The organism is Cysteiniphilum halobium (assembly GCF_003574425.1).
GTDB lineage: Bacteria > Pseudomonadota > Gammaproteobacteria > Francisellales > Francisellaceae > Caedibacter > Caedibacter halobius.
The window spans coordinates 13,011-35,026 of sequence record NZ_QLIU01000027.1; the positions used below are offsets into that span (position 1 = coordinate 13,011).

Sequence of the window (22,016 nt, forward strand, 5' to 3'; positions counted from 1 at the left end):
TCGCCACCCCTTAAAACAAAATACAAATAAGCCAAATAAAACACATCAAATAACCGACAATTGCCGCTACTTGCAAAAAACCACGAATGCATGCGCATTTCACATAATCGGTAAAAATTGTCCACATACCAATCCATGCATGCGCCATTAATGACAAAAATGCTAAGATAGTAAATATTTTCACCCAAGTATTTTGAAAGATCGCAAGCCACGTATGATATGAACCATCATCCGATAGGGATAAGACAACGATCACCACGAATATCGCATACAACATAATAATAATTGCCGTAACACGCTGTAATAACCAGTCTTTCAAGCCAGAACGTGTACATGAAGTTACATTACCCATAACCAAAGCCCCCAGAAAATCGTTACCAATACGCCTAACACTAAAACCACGATTGAAGAAGCTTGAGCCACACACATTTCTTCACCAAAACCTAAATCCATAATCAAGTGGCGAATACCCGCAATCACGTGATATGACACGGCAGATATAAAAATCCACACAACAATACTCCATGCAGAATGAACTAATAAGTTCTGCACATAATAAAAGTCGCTACCACAGCGCATTGATAAACTAAATCCCCATAACAAAAACGGCAATAGTACGACCATTAATACACCTGTAATCCGGTGAATAATCGAGCTTATTGCAGTAATAGGGAACGAATAGGACTTAATTGAGCCAAGCCCTATATTTCGTGGTCCTTGATGTTTCATTGCTTTCTCCTGCTTATCAAGAAATTTAACGTGTTAAACACAAAATCTTGCGTATTCTAGCATAAATAAATTGAAGTGCTACCGTGAAGAAGCAAGCAAGCGGAATTAATCCAAACTCAGCAAAAAAATGTATTAAATTCAAACATCTTATATATTTTTAAATATCACTTCATTTAATAAATTTCAATTTGATAAAGTTTGAAAGACTTACCATCAACTTCTTATAATTTCTGCACATTAACCACAAATCCCTGTTGTTGTAACGTTTTATAATAACGTCTTGAAGCCTGTAGCCTTGAAGGCTCTTGATCAACAATTTTCACTAAATGCTTCAGCTCATTATTAGCGGGCATATTATTCAACGTTAAATCAATCAATATGTTTTTATTAACACCCGTAACAGAAGTTGGCTCACTAATAAGCACTACCGGTAGCTTTGCATAGTCTTGCGACACCTCAGCCATGTAAGCATGGGGCAAAAATTCATCATCGCCATCAAACCATAATCTAGCGTCTAACTCCTGACACAATGCATCTTCTGCATAGACTGCAACAGTTTTACCATTCTCATAATATGATTTAACTTGCACGCTAACAAACTGATAAAAACGCTCATCATCTTGACTAGGCAATATAAAAAAATCTATATTCAAAAAAACCAACCCTTAGCATTTATTGCACCCTGAGCATAAGTTAACGGTGGTGCTTGGAAATGCATATACTTATAAAAACTCAGCCAACACTTGCATAATATACTGCCCACAAAACATTTTACGAGCGGTATATATATTAACCACTAAAGTTATTCAGGATAAAATTCATCATCTAATACCTGATTAAAACTATAACGACAGACCTCCGGCACTTCAGCTTTTTTAGGATCAATGCCTGTCTCATTTTCAAAGTCCAATAATGCTAACTTATAAGACTTAGGAAGTGTTTCATCAATTTTACTTTTCAAGCTAGGATTATCCTGTATGAGATCCTTCAAGTCATCCCTTTGCGCAATAATCGTATTTTCCCAACTTCTACTTCTATAAGAAGGTTGATACTGCCACTTAAGCAGATGCACTAAAAGAACACGCAGCCTACTTTTTAATGCATGCTTTTGACTTGCGCCCATACTTTCTAACTCCTCTGTTAAGTGCTCAATATCAACCTTATTAAATGCTTTAGCTCTTAGCGCTTGAACAGTCTGAATCGTCCAAGCATAAAAATCTCTTTCATAAAGTGTCTTTGCCATATTGATAACTCCAAACTTAGGTTAAATATTAACATACCTCCCGCAAAGTGATTCACAAGCGGTATTAAGCATCATAAAAATGCTAGCAGAAACGAGGGTTAATAGCCAATCATTATCCACATATAGCTATTCCATTTATACTTTAGTAATGAATCAAGAACAAGTTGTGCTTTGATTTATGCTTAGTCAACCCTTACCCAATGAAAACAGGTGAGAATATCGTCACCATCATTCTATTTCAAAAAATACTCTGAGCTCACCACAACACGAACCAGTTTATAGGGGTCGGCATCTCCATAAGAAGCATCTTGATTGCTGATAGTAAATGCACCTTGTGATGCTTGACGAATGCTGCCTAAGGCGGTTTGTGCATTTTTGGCAAATTGTAATGCTGCTGTTTTAGCATTCTGTGTAGCATCTTCAAGCATCTTTGGCTTAATGCTATTAAGACCTGTATATTTATAGGCGACATTGCTACTACTAACAACAACACCTTTGGCAACCAAATCACTAGTTTTTTGTGCTAGGCCTTGCACTAAATCAACTTTATCTGTCGTGATCGTCATACTGCCATAAGCACTATAATTTGAGGTATTGACCTGATCTTTGCTATGAGTATTTTGGTTTAATGAAATACTGCCATACTGCAGCGCCTTAGCATCAATACCTGATTGACGCACAAAGTTTTTTACCGCTAATTGATCTTGATCAACCTTTTGGTAAACCTCTTTTAAGCTGTTGGCATTAACCGTGTAACTGATACTCCAAATCGCTTTATCAGACTTAACAACTTTTTCTGCCAATCCTTTAACTGCGACATAACGATTAAAGGAGTGAAAGTTTAAAATTCCATAGGAGATAAAACCACCGGCTAACGCCATGCCAACACCAATGCTTAAATAACCAAAAAATTTAGCTTTATTATCTATCATTACCTTTTTGCTCCATCAACTTCGTTAAATATTTCATAGCGTTATTTCTCCTCGCAAATCTTTATGTAATGCCAATTTCACTTCGTCTTGTGTTAGTCCCGGAATACTCAAAAGATAAAAAAGTTTCGTTAATGCCGCCTCATCGGTCATATCATGCCCTGAAATAACACCAGCTTTGACAAGCCCAACACCTGCCTCATACGCTCCCATCTTAACACTACCCTTTAAGCATTGTGTACAATTAATGATAATCACACCACGCTGACACGCTTCAATAAGCTCATGCAAAATTTCAGGTGAGTTCATAATATTACCTGCTCCATAAGTCTTAAGAATCAAACCCTGCAATGGTGGTTGTAATACTTTTTTTAGGATATTTGCATCCATCCCGGGGAAAATTGACAAGACAGCAATCTTAGGCACTCCTAAGGTTTTAAATTCAATTTCAGCGGGTTTATTGTAATCACTAGGGTATAGATAGGCTTCATTTAATTCAATATCAATACCCACCTGCCCTAATACCGGATAATTAGGTGAATTAAATGCATCCATACCTGATGCATTAACCTTAACCGAGCGATTACCTCGTAATAACTGCTTATTAAAATACACACAAACCTCAGCAATACGTTTATCTGTTGCCAAAATCAAACTATGCAAGATGTTATCAGATGCATCTGATCTTAGCTCAGAAATAGGAATCTGTGATCCTGTACAAATTACCGGTTTATTTAAGTTTTTTAACATAAACGATAGACTTGATGCAGTATATGCTAATGTGTCCGTACCATGCAGCACTACAAAGCCATCATATTTTTCATAGTGATTGACAATATCCAATGCAATGGTGATCCAATCTTCTGGCTTGATATTTGCTGAGTCAATCAACTGTGGATACTCATTGATCTCAAAGTCAGGCACATCATTATGATAAAAATCTTTAATCGTTTTAATTTTATCCAATAGATACCCTTGCTTTGGTGCATAGCCTTGATCAGTTTTGACCATACCAATCGTGCCACCGGTATAGATCACATAGATCTTCTTATCTTTAATGGATTTCACGCGCACGATGCGTCACCCCTTTATTAGCTAATTCATCGGCACGTTCATTCAATGGATGCCCATTATGCCCTTTAACCCAACACCATTTCACCTGATGCTTACGACGCAACTGATCAAGCATCTGCCATAAGTCCTGATTCTTTACTGACTGCTTATTTGCGGTTTTCCAACCACGCTGTATCCAATTATCAAGCCACTCACTGACACCTTGCTGAACATATTTTGAGTCAGTGTAAAGCTCAACATCACAAGACCCTTTTAGCAATTGTAATGCTTCAATGGCAGCAAATAGCTCCATACGGTTATTGGTTGTATTGTCTTCACCACCATAGATTTCTTTAATTTTGCCTTTGTATTGTAAGATCGCCCCCCAGCCACCACGCCCAGGGTTACCCTTACAAGCCCCATCAGTATAAATCACAACTTTCTTGGCTTGCCCTAGCTTTTTTACTTTTTGTTCTTCTTGCTCGTTTTGTCTATTCATCTGTTTCGTTTTATCTACTTTTCTTAACTTTCATCACTTTTTCACTTTAAATACTTTATTCATACCAATGGCATATTTCCCAGGCAACTTAACCATTTCCGTTGCCCCTGAAAAAAGTGGGCTTAGAGGAATAATCTGTTTGCTGAAGCTTGCAATATACTCACAAGAAAAGCTCTCAGGCAATAAACACGGCAACCATTTATTAAAATCTTTGATATTAAACACGTCATAGTAATGACTTTCAATTTTGTGTAGTCCATGGGATTTTATCTCTTTATTGACTAATCGAAATGGAATGGCCATACCAGGATTTTTTTTATACTGCACTACAATCAAACAACCATCATCACTCAATACACGAATGGCTTCCATCAGTATTTCATGCACCTCATTGGGATTTAATAACACATTATCAAGCACAATCAAGTCAAAGCTTTTGTTAGAAAAAGGCCAATTGCCAACATTAAAACTTGCACCAAATAACTGGGCATCATAAATAAAGCCGCTTGCTGCATAATGATGCACTGCCGAAACACGATCAAAATACGCTTTTTTAACTTTCCCTATATAAAAAGCGCGTCTGACGCTAAAGCGCGATAAAATCACCTCTAAATCTAGTAGCTGCCTATCTTGCATCAATCGTCCTTTCTATCAAAAATGGCTGTAGTTTACCGTGAATTAACCATGAACTAAATAATTTTCGCCATCCGTTCAAAGTAATCAGGACATGTTTTACTGACACATTCTGCCCCATTGATAATAACACCTTCCTGCTTTAAGCCAATAAGTGCCAATGACATTGCAATTCGATGATCATTATGCCCTTCAACAGTAGCTGCTCTAAGCGCTGATTTTTCAGGATAAATATGAATACTATCCTGCGTTGTTGTAACTTTAACACCTAAGCGTGTTAAGCCCTCAGCCATCGCACTGACACGATCTGACTCCTGTAAGCGTGTATGCGCAAGGCCTGTGATATGCGTCTGACCCTTAGCAAAGCATGCAATTGCCGCAACCGTCATAAACGTATCAGAGAAATTGCGCATATCCACCGTCACACCACGTAGCACATCGCCACCAATCACACGAATACCATCTTCTTCAGCGATCACTTGGCAACCCATTTTTTCAAGAACGTCTAAAAAACGAATGTCACCCTGCTTAGCATCACGTACTACATGTTTAATCTTAACATCACCTTGTGTAATCGCCGCAAGCGCCCAAAAGTACGATGCCGTTGAAATATCCGGTTCAATCGCATAATGTCGTGCTTGATAGCTTTGACTGCCTTGTATCTTATACATATTGTTGTCAACGTCAATCGCCACACCAAAGTCACGCATCATATCCACCGTCATTTGTACATAAGGCTGTGGATGATCAGTGTTTGAGTGAATGATTAAACCACCATCTATCAAAGGCGCTGCAATTAATAACCCAGATAGAAACTGACTACTCTTAGTGCCATCAATGCTTAAACTTTCTTTCTGCTTTAATCCCTCTGCCAAAATAGTCATGGGTAGAGACAATTGATTTTGTTCATACTTTGCTTGCATACCAAGTGAGTTTAATATCAATAACTGCTCAGCAATTGGACGCGCCATCATTCTTTGCGCGGCATAGATATAATATTCACCTGATTTTTGTGCAGCACACAGTGGAATGATAAAACGCGTCAATGTCCCCGCTTCATTACAAAAAATACGTGCCTTTTGCCTAGGAAAAGAGCCATTAGTTCCTTGGATAACAATGCGCCCTAAACTTTCATCAAACCGCTGTGAAACACCCAAAGCTTTTAATGCATCAACACCCGCCAACACATCCTTACTTAACGGCAAGTTATTAATCACCGATTCACCCTTTGCTAGTGCCGCAATAAGTAACACGCGATTTGATAAGCTTTTTGAACCCGGTAACGATACCTCTGCAGATATTTTCTTTGTTGCTAATGGTAATGATTGTTGTGTCATATTTTATAGTTACAAAAAGAGTCTAACGTTTTAGTTAGTGTATAGCCTCACATTGCGTTGTCATTATAAATTTGGCACTAAGGTTATTTTTCTTTAATGGTGCTTGTGGTCATACTATAGTACACCAAAGAGTTTCTCCGCTTGAATTTTTTACCTTTAGCCCAAGTACGAAACAGATTCTGATAACAACCCATCGGTCTCTTTTAAACATACAACAGCACCTTCGGCAATCTTCTTGTTAAGATTATTGAGCACCGAAAAATGTTTCGATGCCGTTCGTGATGGCGTCACTGAAGTAAAGTTGTTTTACCGATGTGGCGTGCCCCTGTCACCAAAATGACAGGAAAACTTTGCGCGGCCTTATGTACTATACTCTGTAACGTTCGCTGAACAATCATATATTTCGTATAATCTGGAATCTAAATCCAGATTATACGAAATATATGATATGCAATAGTTTTATTGAGTGATACCCATCACAGTGCTTGAATCCTTTTTTTCAATCGTGTTGTTGAAACTGTTTCAGTCGTTTTAATATCCTGACTATACCATGAGATCCATAACTCATACATCAACCAACGAATTTCATCCATTTTTTCTTTATCAATCACGCCTTTTTGCTGCATTTTTTGTTTAAGCAAATGAGTGAGCTCCTCTTGCTCAATTTGATATTGGCGATCTTGTTTTGTCGCTCTTGGTGCCTTATCTAAACGATTGCTAAGCGCTTGTAAATATAATGGAATACGTTTTAACCATTGATAAGGTGTTTTGACGATAAACCCTTTATAAACCAAACCATCAACGATACTACGCACTTCCTTGTAAAGTACCAATAAATCAAGTGGCAGCTTCTTACGATTAAGTAATTTATGCAAGTTTTGATAACTCAACATTAAGGCTTCGATATCATTACATAGACTTTCAATTGTCGACACTAATTGCCCTCTTCCTGAGTCATACATCGCATTGAACTGTTGACGTGAGCGTACGACAGGCTTCTTTTCAATCGCAAAGGCAATATCATAGGCTTTGGCGATTAATTCATCTTGCCATTTGCCCTCTTTTATCAGGCTAAATAACAAATGTAAGTTCTTATTATGCGCGATACGCTCTACCAATGTGCGATTGATATGTGAGCATGAAAGCTTTAACAGCTTGCGTGTTGCAAGCCTTGTTGCAATTTCGGCTTCTAGTAAGGTTGACTTTTGAGTTAGTACCACACCATCATCGCATGATTCAATACAAGGGTAAACGCTCAGTTTAATGCCATATTCTGTGACATCGCGTGTTAACGCAATATCTCCAAAATCCCACGTTTGATAAAGTGTGTCGCTGTCTTTTTTAGCCACCTTTACTTGTGGACGTTCAACACCACTCAATTGATCCCGAATCACGCTTAAATCACGCCCTTCCGCCAATATTTTATTTTGTGGATCAACCACACGGTAGTTCATCAATAAATGTGGCTCAATAGTTGCATCTTGCCAAACACTTGAGTCAAAAGAAACACCGCTAATGCGCACTAATTGTCGCACCAAAATATCATAGAAGTTGACAGCTAAATCAATATCAATCGCCTCAATTACCGCCTTTGCATAATGTGGCACTGGCACACAGGCTTTACGAATATGCTTAGGCAATGCACGCATAAGCGCAATAATTTTTTCCTCCAGTAATCCAGGGACAAGCCAATCACATTGATTGACATCGATTTGATCTAAGAGCACTAAAGGTATCGTCATCGTCACCCCGTCATCTTTTGCCGTCGGGTCAAAATGATAACTCAAAGGTAATTGAAACCCGCCAAAGTCAAAGAAATCAGGATAGGCATTGTCGGTCACCTCATGCGCTGCATGCTGCATTAGGCTTTTTTTATCAAAGACCAGTTGCTCACGCTCCGGCTTTGATAAGGATTGATACCATTTTTCAAATACAACACCATTATTAACATCCTCTGGAATCAATTTATCGTAATAGCTAAATAAGGTTTCTTCATCAACGACAATATCGCGTTTACGAGCCTTATGCTCGAGATCTTCAACTTCTTCTAATAGACTCAAGTTCTTTTGGAAAAATTCGGCATTCGTTGCAAACTCGCCATAAACCAAAGCATGACGAATAAATAACTCACGCGAGACTTGTGGGTCAATTTCACCATATTGCACCTTGCGATTAACCACAATATCCAAACCATATAACGTAATACGTAAGCTTGCCATCACCGCTTTGCGTTTTTGGCTCCAATGCGGCTCGTTATAGTGCTTTTTGGTTAAATGCTCGGCAATAGACTCTAACCAATCAGGATCGATCTTTGCGACCATTCGCGCATATAGTTTTGTTGTTTCAGTAATTTCAGCGGCACACAGCCACTTCGGTGTGCGTTTAAACTGTGATGAACCTGGAAAGATATAAAACTTCATACCGCGAGCGCCTAAGTATTCCTTAAGCTCGTAATTAAAGCCAATATAGCCCAATAATCCCGATAATAATGCTTGATGAACCTGCGCATAACTTGACTCGCTTTCTGAGATTGTCCATTTAAATGACTTAGCTAAATTTAATAGTTGGAAATAAACCTCACGCCATTCACGCATTCGTAAAGGAGATAAGAAATTCTTTTTGCAATACTCACGTGTTAAACGATGAGATAATTCCTTTGTTTCAAGGTGAAAGCGTTGCCATAGATTAACGACACCCAAAAAATCCGAATCCTGATGATGATCCTGCTTATGCATTTCATCTGCTTTTTGTTGAAACTGCATCGGCCGCTCACGTGGATCTTGAATACTTAAGAAGCTGACAATAATCAAAATCTCGCGCAAAACACCAAGCTTTGCGCCACTGACAAGCATTCGCGCCAAACGCGGATCCAATGGGAATTTCGCAACTTGTCGCCCAATGGCTGTGATTTGTAAGTGATGTTTTTTTGTGTGCTCAGTCAACGCGCCTATCTCATGCAGTAAACGATAGCCGTCTTTGACCATGCGCGAATCAGGCTTCTCTAGAAACGGAAATTTCTCAATATTGCCAAGCTTTAATGTTTCCATCTGTAAAATAACTGACGCTAAGTTAGTGCGTAAAATCTCAGGATCAGTAAATGCTGCACGTGATAGAAAGTCTTCTTCTGAATAAAGTCGAATACAAATCCCCTCAGCCACACGCCCACAGCGCCCCGCTCTTTGATTAGCACTGGCTTGTGAAATCGGTTCAATTGGCAAATGTTGTACTTTGGTGCGATAACTATAACGACTAATACGCACATCCCCACTATCGATAACATAGCGAATACCAGGAACAGTTAATGAAGTCTCAGCAACATTCGTTGATAAAATAATCCGCCTACCAACACCACGTGGGTTAAATATCTTATCCTGATCGGCATTGGATAATCGCGCAAATAATGGCAATATTTCGGTATGCCTTAATTGCGCTTTTCGTAATACCTCTGTAGTTTCATGAATATCACGCTCAGTCGCTAGAAACACCAAAATATCGCCTGGTTTTTCATGATGTAAACTATGCACAGCACGCAAAATCTGCTCAGCTTGTGATAACTCATCTTCAAAATCTAATGGGTCTTGATAACGAACTTCAACCGGATAAGTCCGTCCCGAGACTTCAATAATTGGCGCATTAAAATGCTCAGCAAAACGCGCCTGATCAATTGTCGCTGAAGTAATAATAAGCTTTAAATCTGGACGTTTTTTTAAAATCTGATGGATATGCCCTAATAAAAAGTCAATATTCAAACTACGTTCATGCGCCTCATCGATAATAATCACTTCATATTGCGAGAGATATTTATCATTTTGAATTTCCGCTAATAAAATACCATCGGTCATCACCTTGATAAAGGTGTCCTCATTGGTTTGGTCACTAAAACGAATCTTAAAACCAATGCCTTGCCCTAGTGGCATATTGGTCTCTTCACTTAAACGATTGGCAATTGAGCGTGCTGCCAGACGCCTTGGTTGCGTGTGACCAATAAAGCCTTTAGCACCTAAGCCCAAATCAAGGCAAATTTTTGGTAATTGCGTTGATTTACCTGAACCGGTTTCTCCAGCAATAATCACCACTTGGTTATCACAAATGGCTTTTTTAATCTCATCAACACGCTGACTAACTGGCAAATCAGGGTAGTTGATCTTTGGTATGCTAATGCGACGAAATGCTACCTTTTCTTTCGACTGATCCGCATCAGTGATCAGTTTTTGCCATTTATCATCATCCTTATTATGTGCTTTAGCAAGCTCAGTGAAGCGCATCACTAATCGCGCACGATCTCGCGTTTGTACATTGTTAATAACTTTTATTAATGAATCAGTAGATTGCATATTTTAAACCCGAAAATAAATATCCTGTGTTGCGAGTTTTACATCACTTAGCGTTACTGTGATCGTTGTATCTAAATCCGCAGACTCCGCTAATGTCAACTTCTTGATCAATGACAAACCGGGGATAAAAACAGTGACGCGATTGCCTTGCTGTTTCTCAATCACCACAGCCTCACCTTGCCAGTTTGGGTTTTGTGTCAAATAGACGCATTTCCAGTGATTATTGCTAAAGCTCTCTGCTTGGCGCGCAGCTTTTATACCTGCTTCGCTCTCACCAATACGCATGAAGATCTCCTCACCTGAGAACAACGTTTCAGATTTTAAGAACCGTCTTAATTGCTGGTGTACCACAAGATCCAAATAACGTCTTAATGGACTGGTTACCTGTACATAGGCATTTAATCCCATGCCTGCATGTCTATCGGCACTACTTTTGTATTGTCCTTTTTGCAAGCGTCTTCTAACGGCAAACATTTGAGACATTAATTTAGGTGTTTGCTCTTCTTGGGTTAAATCATGCTCTGGCTGCGTTGAGAAAGGTAAAGAAATCTCATGTTCATCAGCAAAGGTTGCCACAGCCACTCCCGCCATCAGCATTGCATCGCGTACGATATTGCGACTTTGCAATGTTGCCAAAGGAATTATATCGACTTTTTTATCACGCAGCTTTAGTTTAACCTCTGGGAATTGAAGCTCAATAGCACCATGCACTTGGCGATAGCTACTAAATGCATTAGAAAAGCGCACAAAGTGACTAAATGGTGCCTCACTAAGCTTATGCTCAGCTTCCTGATAGCTTAAGCGTGTCACTTTAATGGTGGATAATACAATCTCAACATCTTCAACCTGCCCATCCACTAGCTTAAAACCAATCGATAACGCCGGAGATGTTGGATGAAGCCCCAATGCCAAATCCTCGGTAACCTGATGTGGCAGCATCGGAATAACCCCTTCAGGTAGGTAAAGATTGCTCCCTCGAGCGCGCGCTTCTTTGTCAATTTCGCCATCAACAGCCACTAAACTGGCAGGATCAGCAACATGCACCCATAATTTCTGTGTTGTCTCATCAAAACTTAACGCATCATCAGGATCATGACTGTCTTCATCATCAATGGCATAGCTTGCCAAATGTGTTAGATCAACGCGCGATTCTCCTTGCTGCTTGGGCAACTCAAAAACAGGTGCCTGTAACGCTACATCTAATCGCATTGGATACGGGTTAATAAACGTATCCCAATAGCCAATATCAAGCAGCAATGCATGTGCATTTACCGGTGTTTCTTCCCGGTCAATTAGTTTAAAAAAACGACATCCTGCCGTTTGCCCCAAGGCATATGAGGCAAGCTCTTTAACAAAAGGTTCATCCTCTGGTGCATAAGTTTTTTGTTTTAAGCGCGTAATAAAGTTCTCTAGTGCTTGCGCTTTTTGTGCTTTCTCTTGTGCTTGCTTGGTAATCTCATCTACTACCTCTGGTGTGTTAACACCAATTTCATCCTCAAGCGCAAAGAAATGTAAACCTTTTTGTACAATCTGCCAAGTACCATAGACTGTTGCACAATTATATTCACCATAAATAAGCTCACTCAACTCACCATAATTGGTTTTAGCACCTTGCAATAAACCCCAGGCATCAATAAGTTCACCTTCACCTAAATCTGTACTTAATACCTCAAACTTCTTAAAGCCACCATCATGCAATAACAGCAAATTTTTCTCGGGCAATTTAACGGTTTTTTCATCCTCTAATTGAATTTCAATTTTCTTATCAACAAATCCAATCACACGCGCTGGGCGATTTTTAAAAATTACTAAACTATCAAGCTGCATTAATTTGACTAAACAAAGCTAACTATTCATTCTCGCTATGGTATCAAAAAAGCGCATCAACAGGGATGATTGTTGCACTTTTTTTTCGTACACTTTAACTCTAGTCCAGCGACAAACCAAGGTCGATACATCATGCACAATAAACCTACTAAAACATCTATCACCAACATTAAACCTGTTGTTTTTATCACAGGCGCGAGCTCCGGCTTTGGTGCTGAAATGGCACGCAAGTATAATGCCAATGGTTATTCTGTGATTTTAACCGCGCGACGCTTTGGGCATTTACAAGCACTGGCTAAAACGCTAAATCAAGACTATCCAATCCATATTGCTGAGCTTAATGTCACCGATAAAAATGCTATTGAACAAGTTATTAGCAACCTGCCTGAACATATTAAAAACATCGGTATTTTGATCAATAATGCAGGGCTGTCTTTGGGTCTATCCTCTTTCCAAGATGCCGATGAGCTTGATTTTGAAACAATGATCAATACCAACATCAATGGCCTGTTATATGTTACAAAACGCATATTACCGTTGATGCTTGTGAATGGTTATGGACATATCGTTAACATTGGTTCAACCGCTGCCAATTGGCCATATCCAGGCGGGCATGTTTATTGCGGAAGTAAAGCCTTTGTCCAACAATTCTCGCGCGCCTTACGCTCTGATCTTCAAGGCAAGAATATTCGTGTGACTGATGTTGAGCCGGGGCTTGCACAAACTGAATTTTCCATTGTGCGTTTTAAAGGGGATGTGCACAAGGCAAATCAAGTTTATGAACAAACTGAACCACTTGTTGCGCATGATATTGCTGAGATTGTTTACTTTACCACCTCGCTGCCTCAACACATTAACATCAACACACTAGAAGTAATGCCAACTTGTCAGAGTTGGGCGCCATTAAATATCGCCAGGTCATAACAAGACACTAGAATTACGCTTTTTTTTGAGGTTTATACTTACTTTCTATGTCCATCATAAATCATTTATCATTTTGCCAATCACCATCTACTTCCTCATTTTAAAATAGAGATAAAAAGGCTTATACTGGAAGCTATTCAAATCATAAAAGTGTACAATACCACTTGTAATCAGTACTGCGAGAGAGTTAGAGTTTATGTGGAGTATTTTATCGTTAATCTTTGCTCAACTGGTGACAGGAGCCAATATCACCGGCTCCAAATTCTTGGTGTCACACTTATCAATTATTGCTTTGCTTGAAATACGCTTCATTGTCGGCAGTCTTGTACTTTTAGCTTGTATTCCCTTTATTAAGAAAACCAACACCTCGCATAGCACCATTTCATCGCTTAACAAAAAAGACTGGCTTGTGTTGATTGCGCAAGCCTTATGCGCGGGAATGTTCTTTAATCTTTTAATGCTCTCGGGTATTCAATTTACCAGTGCAAGTATGGCAGGACTTATCACCAGCACGCTGCCGGCGATGATTATTATTCTATCTTTCATTATTTTCCGCCAACGCATCACCCGTTTTAAAGCATTATGTATCCTTTTTGCCACCATTGGATTAATTGCGATTAATGGTGCAAACCTCTCAAATAATGATTTTTCAGCACTATCAATTATCGGGGATGCAATCATTTTCTTAGCGATGATCCCTGAGGCGCTTTATTATGTGATTAGCAAATTTAAAAACAATCAATTGCCTGCGGTTAAATCTGCATTTTTGATGAACCTAATCAATGCAATTGCAATGATTCCGCTGTCATTTTTTGCTAACTGGCATGAGCTACTTGGTTTGAGTTTTAATGCTTGTTTTGTATTATTTTTGGTATCAATTGCCTCAGCACTATTTTATCTTTTCTGGTTTATGGGGTGTGATCAAGTCAGTGCGAGTACTGCAGGACTTGTCACCGCAGCGATGCCGATCTCGACATTAGCATTTTCATTTATTTTCTTAGGCGAACACATCACACTAGTGCAAGGCATTGGCACCTTGCTGATTTTACTGTCTATTGCATTTGGTGCCAGAAAAGGCTAATTATCGCTTAGTAACGATGTATAAATAAATTGCACCAGCTAGTTCCTCTTCCCTTGTGGGATCGCTCGTGCGACTTAAGCTGCACGGGTGAGGGGGAAATTAAAGCGCAACTTATTCTTGATTCATCGCTTAGCAATCACAAATCTTCTTAGCAACAAACACAAGAAAGCACCGACAATAGTCAATACAATAAACAATTCTAAGCCTGATGACATCCCTGTTTTAATATTATAAATACTACCTGAAACAGGCGCCCACTGGGCAATGACACCAGCAAGTTTGCCACCAATTCCAAGCGTTACCAGCCAAATTCCCATGTATAAAGAGACATAGTTAGGCGGTGCTAATTTTGTGATGAGTGACAAACCAATTGCTGATAATGACAACTCACTCACTGCCATAATCAAAAACGCGATGATCATATATATTGCCGGGACTCCTTGGTCTTTAGAGGTTACCTGAATACCGATCCAAATCACCAAGAAAACAACAGCTAATAAGATAAACCCAATATTAAATTTATCAATATCTTGCACAGCCTTGCCCTTATGCTCTAATGACAACCATAATTTCCCCATAAAGAATCCAAAGATCAGCACACCAACTGACTCAAAACTTAAAAACTGCGAGGCTAAAATATGCCAACCGAAGAAATCATTGCTTACCCCTTTTGAAATAAACAGCAAGACTGAAATAAAGATCTGAAAAAATAATGCCCAATATAAAATGGATAAGGCAAAGAAGATAAAGGCAACAATCACATTACGCCAGTATTTGTTTTGCGCTGAGACGAGCATGACGATAAAACATCCCAAACCAGCGACAGTAATGGCAACATTGGCAATCATGGGATTTTTTAACACCAGAAAAACCACTACAAAATACACCACCAAGATTAAGGATGTTTTAACAACAATTGCCAAATTGATCCTAACCTCTTTAATGTGTCTTGCCAAAATGAAAAAACCAACAGTTAGATTAATCAATACTAATATCGATACAACCAAGCTTGAATAAAAGGGAGCCGCAAATCCATAGGCTTCACTTAAGTAAGAAGCGACAAGTAATGCGGCAAATCCACCTAAATTAATGCCTACATAAAAGATATTAAATCCAAAATCACGCTGACCTTCTGTTGCATCGGTCTTATCGTAAAATCGACCAATAAATGAGCTTATATTTGACTTAATCAACCCTGTACTAATTGAAATAAACGAAAGGCCAAGAAAGAGTAGATTCTCAGAGTTTGCAATTGCTAACACTAAGCTGCCGGCAATCATAAATGCCACGCCAAGCGTTGCCGCACGATAATAGCTAATAAGCTTATCCGCAATATAACCACCAACAAGGGCCGAAATATACACCATGCTAAGCACTGTGCCAACGAGTGAAGCACCTTTTGCCTCAGGTAAATTAAATTTGTGAATTAAAAAGAAAATCAGTAATGACTGAATTACGTAGTAGCTATAGCGCTCGCCAAATTCAGTCAAACTTGCAATGGTTAGAACACTACCTTGCCCTTTCAATACGTTCATATGTTTCTCTAATCATTTTCCCTAGAAAGGTGAACATTCGATAATAAAAGTAAGCAAAAAGCAAGAAATAAAAAAATTACTGACAATCAAGAGCTTATTATCCTTCCTATAAACTCTATGCCCAGTTCAAAATGACTTTTCCACATTGCCCTGATTTCATCAGTTCAAACCCTTGTAGAAAATCATCAACATGGAACTGATGTGTTATCACAGGGTTTACATTTAGGCCTGAGCCAACCATACTTGCCATTTTATACCAAGTTTCATAGATTTCACGGCCATAAATCCCTTTTAAGTGCAAGCCTTTAAAAACAATATCGTTCCATGGCACAGTAACTTCTGCTCCACCAATGCCTAATAATGCTATATTTCCACCATTATTCATCGTTTGAATCATGGCATTAATCGCAGCTTGATGGCCTGACATCTCAAGACCAACATCAAAGCCTTCAGTCATACCAAGCTTCTTCATTGTTTCTTTTAGTGCATGAGATTGCTCAGCCGCCGTTTTATAGCCTTTGACATTTAAAGCAACACTTGCACCCATTTTTCTTGCCAACTCTAAACGGTAATCATTAATATCAGTAATCACAATATGCTTAGCACCAACATGCCGCGCAATTGCCACCGCCATAATACCTATGGGACCGGCTCCAGTAATAAGTACATCTTCACCCGTAAGATCAAAAGATAGCGCTGTATGCACAGCATTACCAAAGGGATCAAACATACTGGCAATATCATCGTTAACATAGTCAGGAACTTTAAAAGTATTCTCCGCTGGAATTGCTAAATACTCAGCAAATGCACCTTGGCGATTAACACCAACACCGACCGTATTACGGCATAGATGACGCTTACCCGCGCGGCAATTGCGGCAAAACCCGCAAGTAATATGCCCCTCACCTGAAACACGATCCCCTATTTTAAAGCCTTTGACTTCGCAACCTAAACTCACGATCTCACCAACAAACTCATGTCCAACTGCCATAGGTACTGGAATCGTTTTTTGCGACCATTCATCCCATAGATAAATATGCAAGTCTGTACCACAAATCGCTGTTTTTTTGACTTTGATCAATACATCATTATGCCCAACCTCAGGGACAAGCAGCTCAGTCATCCAAATACCTGGCTCGGCTTTAAGCTTAGATAATGCCTTCATTGTTTTGTGCATTTTTATATAATCCCCATTTCTTTGCCAACTTCAGTAAATGCTTGAACCGTTTTGTTAATCTGTTCAAGCGTATGTGCTGCTGACATCTGTGTACGAATACGTGCTAAGCCTTTTGGCACAACTGGATACGAAAATGCAATCACATAGACGCCCTTTTTAAGCAATTTTTCTGCCATTTCAGCCGCTTTTTTCTCTTCATATAACATCACTGGGATAATCGGATGCTCACCAGGAATAAGATCAAAACCTGCTGCTGTCATTTTTTGTCTGAAATGTTTTTGGTTGCGTTGCAACACATCGCGTCTCTCATCTGAACTCATCGCAAGCTTAATTGCCGCCATTGACGTTGCTGCAATCATCGGTGCCAATGCATTTGAAAACAGATAAGGGCGTGCTTTTTGTTTTAGCATTTCTGCAATTGGCGCTCGAGCTGACACAAAACCACCCGAGGCTCCACCTAACGCTTTACCTAAGGTGCTGGTAATAATATCAACACGTCCCTCAACACCACAATAACTTGGTGTGCCACGCCCCTGCTCACCAATAAAGCCGGTAGCATGTGAGTCATCAACCATCACGATTGCATTATATTTATCCGCTAAATCACATACCCCTTGCAAGTTTGCAATAATACCATCCATAGAGAAAACACCATCTGTTACAATCAGCTTAAAACGTGCGCCTTTCTCATCTGCTGCTTTTAACTGTGTTTCAAGATCGTGCATATCGTTATTTTTATAGCGAAAGCGCATCGCTTTACATAAACGCACACCATCGATAATACTCGCGTGATTTAACGCATCACTAATCACTGCATCTTCTGCGGTTAAGATAGATTCAAACACACCACCATTGGCATCAAAACATGATGGAAAAACGATTGTTTCTTCCATTTTTAGATATTGACTAATCAAATCTTCAAGCTCTCTATGAGGCGTTTGTGTACCACAAATAAAGCGCACAGATGCCGCACCATACCCGTATTGATCCAGTGCTTTTTTAGCGGTTTCTACCAGGTCTTTATTATCCGCAAGACCTAGATAATTATTCGCACAGAAATTAATAACATGTGCCCCATTTTTAAGCGTAATATCTGACGACTGTGGTGAATTAATAATACGCTCACCTTTATAAGTTCCCGCTTCTTTAATTTCATTAATCCCTCGACGCAAATGATCATAAAACGCACTATTCATCTTAAGTTTCCTTTTGTTAGCTTTTTAATACCAAATACACTTGCGCCATTCTACCTGAGAAGAGCTACAAGCGACAAGTTTAACTGTTAATCTCTTAACATTCCGGCAAAACGAGTTGCTTGGATTGTTTTGCCCTTGGTATGATAAGAGCGTTTAATCTTGATGAACATGAGGAATGAATAGTGGCGCTGCTGCGTAAAAGTAAAAAAAACACATCATCAAAAGCGGATTCTAAGAAAACTAAAACCGCTAAAATAGCAAAGCAATCTGCCAATCAAGCAACACCTAAAAAAGAGCTTCATCCACTTTTGGTTGATCGCTTACGCATTACTTGGCTTGTATTGATGGGCGCAATCACCTTGTTTTTATTATTATCACTTTTTTCATATAACAGTAATGATCCAGGATGGACGATTGCTCAATCACAAGATAAAGTCTATAACTACGCAGGGATTGTCGGCGCTTATACTGCCAATGTCATCTTGAGCATCTGCGGCGTCTTTGGTTTTTTAATTCCCTTTTTATTGGTTTATGGCATCTGGCAGCTTTTTCTTGAGCGTAAAAACTTTGCTGAAAGCAGTATTCTACTGATGCTCATGCGCTTTGCCGGTGCTATTTTATTAGTCTTCTCAGGTAGTGGGCTAGCACAAATCGCACTGTCTTTTTTTAGTGTTTACATGCCTGAAGGCGCCGGTGGCATTCTCGGGCAAGAAGTCGCTAAATATGCAATCTTATATCTTAGTACCGCCGGAAGTATTTTGGTACTTATCGTTGCTTTTGCCTTAGGCTTAACCTTATTCTCCGGTGGTTTTTGGATTCGCGTGCTTGCTGCCCTTATTCGTTTTATTGTGATGACAATAAAAGATTTTTTCACAACTTCTGCTGAAGAAAAAGAACAAAAGGCACTTGAACGCGCTAAACGTAAGGAACAAAAAAAAGCACTAAAAGAGCAAAAGCTACTGGCAAAAAGTGCTGACAAAGAAAAGAAGACTCAATTACATCAAGATGGCTTTATCGCTGAGAATGATACACTTGATAGCCTTAATTACAATGACCCTGGAATTAATCAGGGTATTGATGATCGCGATATCTCTTTTGCTCCTTTTGATGATGAATTCACACCAACATCACTTACAAAAGAGCTTGATGATGAAGCGTTTACTGAGTTAGATAACTCTCCTTTGCCTACACCTACAACAACATCTGCAGTATCTAATAAGGAAATAAAACCTAAAAAATTTAAAAATAAAACCGATAAGATTACCGGTCTGCCATCATTAGATTTATTGGATAACCCCGAAGCGAAAAAAGAGCAGATTTCCAAAGAGTTTTTACAGAAGATGGCTCTATTAGTTGAGGAAAAACTTGCTGATTTTGGTGTGCAAGTTAAAGTCGTTGGCAGTTACCCAGGACCGGTGATCACGCGCTTTGAAGTTGAGCTTGCCCCCGGTGTCAAAGTCAGCAAATTAAGTGGATTAGCACAGGATTTAGCGCGTTCACTCTCCGCGGCACGCGTGCGTGTCGTTGAGGTGATTCCTGGCAAACCCTATGTTGGTCTTGAACTGCCTAACCAAAAGCGTGAAATGGTGCGTTTAAAAGAAGTTCTCGCACACAAAAAGTTTATTGAATCAAGCTCACCACTGACTATGGGGTTAGGTGTCGATATTGCAGGGACTCCCGAGACTGCTAATCTTGCCAAAATGCCACATTTATTGGTTGCAGGAACGACTGGTTCAGGTAAATCTGTTGGTGTAAATGCGATGATTATCAGCATGCTTTATAAATCAACACCCGATGATCTGCGTCTTATTATGATAGATCCAAAGATGCTTGAGCTATCAATTTATGAGGGAATTCCGCATCTTCTCACACCGGTTGTTACTGATATGAACGAAGCTGCCAATGCCCTACGCTGGTGTGTTAAAGAAATGGATCGACGTTATGAGCTTATGGCAGCAACGGGTGTTAGAAATATCGCTGGATTAAATGAAAAAGTCCTTGAAGCAGAAAAGTCAGGCGAACCGATGAAAGATCCACTATGGCTTAAACTGCGCCCTGGGCACGATGAAGATGCACCATGTTTAGAAAAATTGCCTTATATCGTTGTTATTGCTGATGAATTTGCCGATATGATAATGGTTGTTGGCAAAAAAGTTGAAGAGCTCATTGCACGTTTGGCACAAAAAGCGCGTGCAGCAGGCATTCACTTGATCCTTGCAACACAACGCCCATCCGTCGATGTCGTAACCGGTTTAATTAAAGCCAATATCCCAACACGCATTGCTTTTCAAGTATCATCCAAAATTGATTCACGCACCATTTTAGATCAACAAGGCGCTGAACAGCTATTAGGTCATGGCGATATGCTTTATCTGCCACCTGGCTCAGGCGTGCCAACACGCGTGCATGGTGCTTTTGTTGATGATGATGAGGTACATCGTGTTGTTGGCGCATGGAAAGAAATGGGCGAACCTGAGTATATTGATAGCATCACTGCTAGCGAGGATGAAGAAGGTAGCGATGGAGAAGGAGGAGTTGATAGTTCTGATCCACTATATGATGAAGCTGTTAAAATCGTGCTTGAAACTCAACGCGCCTCAATTTCAAACATTCAACGCCGATTACGCATTGGCTATAACCGCTCGGCACGTTTAATCGAAGAGATGGAGGCAGCTGGTCTTGTTAGTGAAATGCAAAGCAATGGTATGCGCGAAGTACTAGTAAAAAGGTGATAAAAATGAGTGACTTTAAAAACATATGCCAACTGATTAAATACAGTGTCTTAAGTGTAGCATCAATTTCTGCACTCTCTGGCGCACTACTTAACCCTGCGTTTGCACAGGATAAAAGCAATACCACAACAGTAACTAAAACTGCAATAAAAGAGGGCAATGACTCTGAGAGCGTGCTATTTAAACTATTAACTGATCTTAAAAACATGCATGCCAAGTTTCGTCAAAGTTTGATCAATCCACAACAAGGTATTAAAGAAATTAGCACTGGTGAGTTATGGGTCAGTAAACCAAGCTTCTTTAAATGGCAAGTTGAGTCCCCACAAAAACAGATGTTGTTATCTAATGGTCAAAAGCTGTGGAATTATGACGAAGATTTAGAGCAAGTCACAATCAGTGAAGTGCCTAAAAACATCTCGCAAGCACCATACTTACTGTTATTAACTGGGGATAGTAAGATATTACAAAAGCTCTTTAGCATGACACAAAATGGCAAACATACTTATCGCTTGACACCTAAAGTGAATGATCAGTCTTTGATAAAATATATCGACATTACTTTCGCTGGTGATACACCAAAATCAATGCTAATCCAAACAGAGGTTGGACAATCAACGCACATTGAGTTTTATGATATTTCAACCGCAAAAATCCCGACGAAAACCTATGATTTCACGCCACCTAAAGGCGTTGATGTATTAGGTTAAAAGTAACTTTAGCAGCATCTTTTTCCATGATAAATCACTATGTAGGGGCACATTGCATAAGCCTTTCAAGACATAATTAA

18 protein-coding genes are annotated in these 22,016 nt (G+C 39.5%); 4 read left to right on the plus strand and 14 right to left on the minus strand.

The features are described from left to right. Positions 1-10 precede the first annotated feature (10 nt). The 11 genes from sdhD to DNK85_RS06150 form a co-directional block, all read right to left on the minus strand. Positions 11-352: a succinate dehydrogenase, hydrophobic membrane anchor protein gene (gene sdhD, locus DNK85_RS06100; RefSeq protein ID WP_119328692.1), complete on the minus strand. Its 342-nt coding sequence runs from the start codon at positions 350-352 to the stop codon at positions 11-13. Further along, positions 340-729, minus strand: coding sequence for a succinate dehydrogenase, cytochrome b556 subunit (sdhC, locus tag DNK85_RS06105; protein ID WP_119328693.1), 390 nt, complete (start codon positions 727-729; stop codon positions 340-342). The genes sdhD and sdhC overlap by 13 nt, the downstream gene beginning before the upstream one ends. 221 nt (positions 730-950) lie before the next feature. Next, on the minus strand, positions 951-1,382 hold the full coding sequence (locus DNK85_RS06110; RefSeq protein ID WP_162896558.1) for a DNA polymerase III subunit chi: 432 nt from the start codon (positions 1,380-1,382) through the stop codon (positions 951-953). 149 nt (positions 1,383-1,531) lie between these two features. After that, entirely contained in the window at positions 1,532-1,972 is a 441-nt protein-coding gene (locus tag DNK85_RS06115) for a DUF29 domain-containing protein (protein ID WP_119328695.1), read from the minus strand. Positions 1,973-2,205: 233 nt separating this feature from the next. Next, complete coding sequence (locus tag DNK85_RS06120) at positions 2,206-2,904, minus strand: SIMPL domain-containing protein (RefSeq protein ID WP_119328696.1); 699 nt, start codon at positions 2,902-2,904, stop codon at positions 2,206-2,208. 33 nt (positions 2,905-2,937) lie between these two features. Further along, positions 2,938-3,912, minus strand: coding sequence for an asparaginase (ansA, locus tag DNK85_RS06125; RefSeq protein ID WP_407919664.1), 975 nt, complete (start codon positions 3,910-3,912; stop codon positions 2,938-2,940). A 43-nt stretch (positions 3,913-3,955) separates the two neighbouring features. Then, a complete protein-coding gene (rnhA, locus tag DNK85_RS06130) occupies positions 3,956-4,453 on the minus strand; it encodes a ribonuclease HI (RefSeq protein WP_119328697.1) in 498 nt (165 codons plus the stop codon). Positions 4,454-4,486: 33 nt separating this feature from the next. Next, positions 4,487-5,089, minus strand: a complete 603-nt coding sequence (locus tag DNK85_RS06135; protein ID WP_119328698.1) for a methyltransferase domain-containing protein — start codon at positions 5,087-5,089, stop codon at positions 4,487-4,489. Between the two features lie 53 nt (positions 5,090-5,142). Beyond that, positions 5,143-6,423 carry a 3-phosphoshikimate 1-carboxyvinyltransferase gene (gene aroA / locus DNK85_RS06140; RefSeq protein WP_119328699.1) on the minus strand — a complete coding sequence of 427 codons (1,281 nt, stop codon included), beginning with the start codon at positions 6,421-6,423 and terminating at the stop codon, positions 5,143-5,145. Positions 6,424-6,899: 476 nt separating this feature from the next. Continuing rightward, positions 6,900-10,757 carry an ATP-dependent RNA helicase HrpA gene (gene hrpA, locus DNK85_RS06145; RefSeq protein WP_119328700.1) on the minus strand — a complete coding sequence of 1,286 codons (3,858 nt, stop codon included), beginning with the start codon at positions 10,755-10,757 and terminating at the stop codon, positions 6,900-6,902. A 3-nt stretch (positions 10,758-10,760) separates the two neighbouring features. Then, a complete protein-coding gene (locus DNK85_RS06150) occupies positions 10,761-12,584 on the minus strand; it encodes an RNB domain-containing ribonuclease (RefSeq protein ID WP_119328701.1) in 1,824 nt (607 codons plus the stop codon). Between the two features lie 132 nt (positions 12,585-12,716). Here DNK85_RS06150 and DNK85_RS06155 point away from each other — a divergent pair, with 132 nt between their 5' ends. Together DNK85_RS06155 and DNK85_RS06160 are read left to right on the plus strand one after the other, a co-directional pair. Then, complete coding sequence (locus DNK85_RS06155; protein WP_119328702.1) at positions 12,717-13,508, plus strand: SDR family NAD(P)-dependent oxidoreductase; 792 nt, start codon at positions 12,717-12,719, stop codon at positions 13,506-13,508. A 196-nt stretch (positions 13,509-13,704) separates the two neighbouring features. Then, positions 13,705-14,589: a DMT family transporter gene (locus tag DNK85_RS06160; protein ID WP_119328703.1), complete on the plus strand. Its 885-nt coding sequence runs from the start codon at positions 13,705-13,707 to the stop codon at positions 14,587-14,589. Positions 14,590-14,711: 122 nt separating this feature from the next. Here the strand turns inward: DNK85_RS06160 and DNK85_RS06165 are convergent, their stop codons facing one another. The 3 genes from DNK85_RS06165 to DNK85_RS06175 form a co-directional block, all read right to left on the minus strand. Beyond that, on the minus strand, positions 14,712-16,124 hold the full coding sequence (locus DNK85_RS06165; RefSeq protein ID WP_119328704.1) for a peptide MFS transporter: 1,413 nt from the start codon (positions 16,122-16,124) through the stop codon (positions 14,712-14,714). Between the two features lie 115 nt (positions 16,125-16,239). Further along, entirely contained in the window at positions 16,240-17,289 is a 1,050-nt protein-coding gene (gene tdh / locus DNK85_RS06170) for an L-threonine 3-dehydrogenase (protein ID WP_119328723.1), read from the minus strand. Positions 17,290-17,303: 14 nt separating this feature from the next. Then, a complete protein-coding gene (locus DNK85_RS06175) occupies positions 17,304-18,497 on the minus strand; it encodes a glycine C-acetyltransferase (protein ID WP_119328705.1) in 1,194 nt (397 codons plus the stop codon). 344 nt (positions 18,498-18,841) lie between these two features. Here DNK85_RS06175 and DNK85_RS06180 point away from each other — a divergent pair, with 344 nt between their 5' ends. Beyond that, entirely contained in the window at positions 18,842-21,229 is a 2,388-nt protein-coding gene (locus DNK85_RS06180; RefSeq protein WP_119328724.1) for a DNA translocase FtsK, read from the plus strand. A 5-nt stretch (positions 21,230-21,234) separates the two neighbouring features. Then, positions 21,235-21,936, plus strand: coding sequence for an outer membrane lipoprotein periplasmic chaperone LolA (gene lolA, locus DNK85_RS06185; protein WP_119328706.1), 702 nt, complete (start codon positions 21,235-21,237; stop codon positions 21,934-21,936). The last annotated feature ends 80 nt before the right edge of the window (positions 21,937-22,016 follow it).